Below are 2,645 nucleotides of genomic sequence, written 5' to 3'. Positions count from 1 at the left end.
AGGTTCTGGATTGAGGTGCAGATGCAGTGCCATGCTCAATGAGATTGGGAAGATAATGGCAACGGCAGCCTTATTGGTTACATAAGCAGCTAAGACTGTTGTAATGAGATAGATTCCAAAGAGTATCCCGACTCGTCCCAATGGTAAAAAGACAGATATGAGGAGATCGGCAATCAACTCGGCTAAACCCGATTTGATCATAGCTGTACCAAAAGCCAGCGAGAGAGCAATAATCAATGCCAAATTGAAATCGATACTGGCAGCAATATCCTTAGGGTTCGTGATTTTAAGAGCTAATATCACAATAATCATCACAATCAATGTCATAAACAAAGGCACGATTTTCAGAGCTGATAAAATCACAGCCAGAATCGTTCCTCCCAATAACAACCCAATCTTATAATTCTCTTGCTTACGAAATTCCTTCACCTTAGAGATAAAGTAGAAATCCTGAACGCGTTGTGTTCTTGCAGTAAAATCGTCTCCTCCCAAAAGAAGAAGAACATCACCAGCACGGACTTTCACATCACCAATTTTACCAGACATACGCTCACCATTTCGGTGAATGGCAATGACTGCCGCATCGTATTTTCCTCTGAAATTGGCTTCTTTCACCGTTTTGGATATCAAAGTCGAGTTGTGTGAAACCACAATTTCAACCACCTCGAGTTGCTTTTTATGGCTAAGCATTCCAACAGTGGGTAAGGTCAATCCCTTGTTTGCAAGAATCAATTCTGCAATGGTTTCAGTAGCACCTGCAAAGAATAAACAATCTCCCTCTTCTAAGATAAATTCTGGAGAAACAGCTGCAAGCTTAATGTTGTTTCTTTTGATTTGAAAAAGGTATAAGCCCTGCAAGTTACGCAAGTTGGCTTCTCCAATACTCTTTCCATTCAAATCTGAACCAGGACGCACGTGAGCCTCAACAATATACTGACGTGAATTCTCTGAGAATTTATCCAGAGTGTCAGCATTATCGGGTAATAGTTTCTTCCCCACAAGTAAAATGTAAGCTGAGCCGATAAACATCATAGGAATACCCACATAGGCAAAGTCGAACATATCCAAAGACTCCAAGCCTGGAATAATATTCTGATCTACAACCATACCATTTACAATCAGGTTAGTTGATGTTCCAATCAGCGTGATACAACCACCTAAAATGGCTGAATATGAAAGGGGAATTAAAAGTTTTGAGGGTGAAATATTATTGCGTTTACTCCAGGAGTGCACATAAGGCATCATGACAGCAACTAAGGGCGTATTATTTAAAATAGCAGAGAAGCCACCTACCAAAAGCATCATTCTCGCCATAAATTGCCGGTAGGTTTTTGCCTTTCGGAAAACCTTATCGAATAAGTTTTCAACAATACCCAAGTCTCTAATAATATCACCAATCAAGAGTAGCATTAAAATCACCATAACCTGATCGTTGGCAAAACCACCCATAATTTCTGAAGGGGTTAAAACACCAAAAATTCCAAGTACTACAACGCCAATCAAAAAAGTGAAGGCAGGCCCAATCCATTCCTTATAAAAGGATAGAACAATAAAAATTAAAACAATTGATACAACAATGGCATCAAAACTGAGCATATAGTAGAATTTATAATATCGCTTATTAAAAGCTTCAAATGAACGTATTAGGCGCAGAAAGCCAACCACACAGCTTTACGCAGGTATTTTAAAATACGAATATACGAAAAAAGTCAAGTGCAATACCCTATTCTTATGCTTATTTAAGATCAATATAATTAAGGTATTGTATTAGTCATAAAACTAATTGAAAAACTTAATCAACTCATTACCTGACAATAAGAAAGCTTCATACACATTGGCACACATTCATATTTTTCATACAAAGAGCATCAAAGTTATAAGGGACGGAAAGTTCACTATGAACCGTGTCCATAGGACTCAAATATAAATAGGGGATTTAAAGAGAATAAATGTAATTTTGCTGCCCTAAAATAACAATGATGCAAGCCGTAGACAGACCTCTTATAGAAAGCAAATTTCAAGACAAGGATATTCAAATTCAAACTAAGGAAATTGAATTGCCTCTTGAAGACATTCTCCCGTATTGGAATCCTGAAGAATTCAATGCCTATTGTCAAACGGGATGTGAGAACTTTTCTAAGAAATGGACTTGTCCACCACATTGCCCTCCCTTTATGGAATATGCTGCCGATCATACTCACATTAAATTGATTTTATACAAGACAGATTGTGATCAATTCTCCTTTATCGAATCGGAAGAAAGAGCTTTAACGGCTTATAATTTTGCCAAAGATTTATTGCAAAAGAATTTAAGGAATACTGAAACTGAAGCCGAACGTTTTATTGGTCCCAACTCATGTGAAATCTGTACCATTTGCAAGGCTGCACAAGCCGAAGCCTGTCACCTGCCCCACTTAATACGCTACAACTTGGTCGCCTTTGGTTTTAATGTGACAAAAATAATGGAAGAACTGTTTCAACATCAACTCGAATGGGCCAAAGCCGGACAAGTTCCCAATCATGTTAGTTCTGTTGGCGCAATCTTGTTGAAAAAATAGAAAACTCCTCTTTTTTTGTAAATTAGCGACTCCTAAAAATAATCTAAATGAGATACTTCACCTATACAATACTGGCCCTCCTAATTT

The 2,645-nt window shown here is 37.8% G+C and carries 2 protein-coding genes; one reads left to right on the top strand and one right to left on the bottom strand.

The features are described 5' to 3' along the window. Positions 1-1,596: SLC13 family permease (locus ABY905_RS16235; RefSeq protein WP_372645760.1), on the bottom strand; the 1,596-nt coding region annotated here is incomplete at its 3' end. A 383-nt stretch (positions 1,597-1,979) separates the two neighbouring features. Between ABY905_RS16235 and ABY905_RS16230 the strand changes: the two genes are divergently transcribed. Then, positions 1,980-2,558, top strand: coding sequence for a DUF2284 domain-containing protein (locus tag ABY905_RS16230; RefSeq protein ID WP_372645758.1), 579 nt, complete (start codon positions 1,980-1,982; stop codon positions 2,556-2,558). Positions 2,559-2,645 lie beyond the last annotated feature (87 nt).

The organism is Ancylomarina sp. (genome assembly GCF_041555295.1).
In the GTDB taxonomy this organism is placed as follows: Bacteria; Bacteroidota; Bacteroidia; order Bacteroidales; family Marinifilaceae; genus Ancylomarina.
The sequence above is the reverse complement of the archived record's forward strand: the minus strand, read 5'-3'. Positions and strand labels throughout refer to the sequence as shown.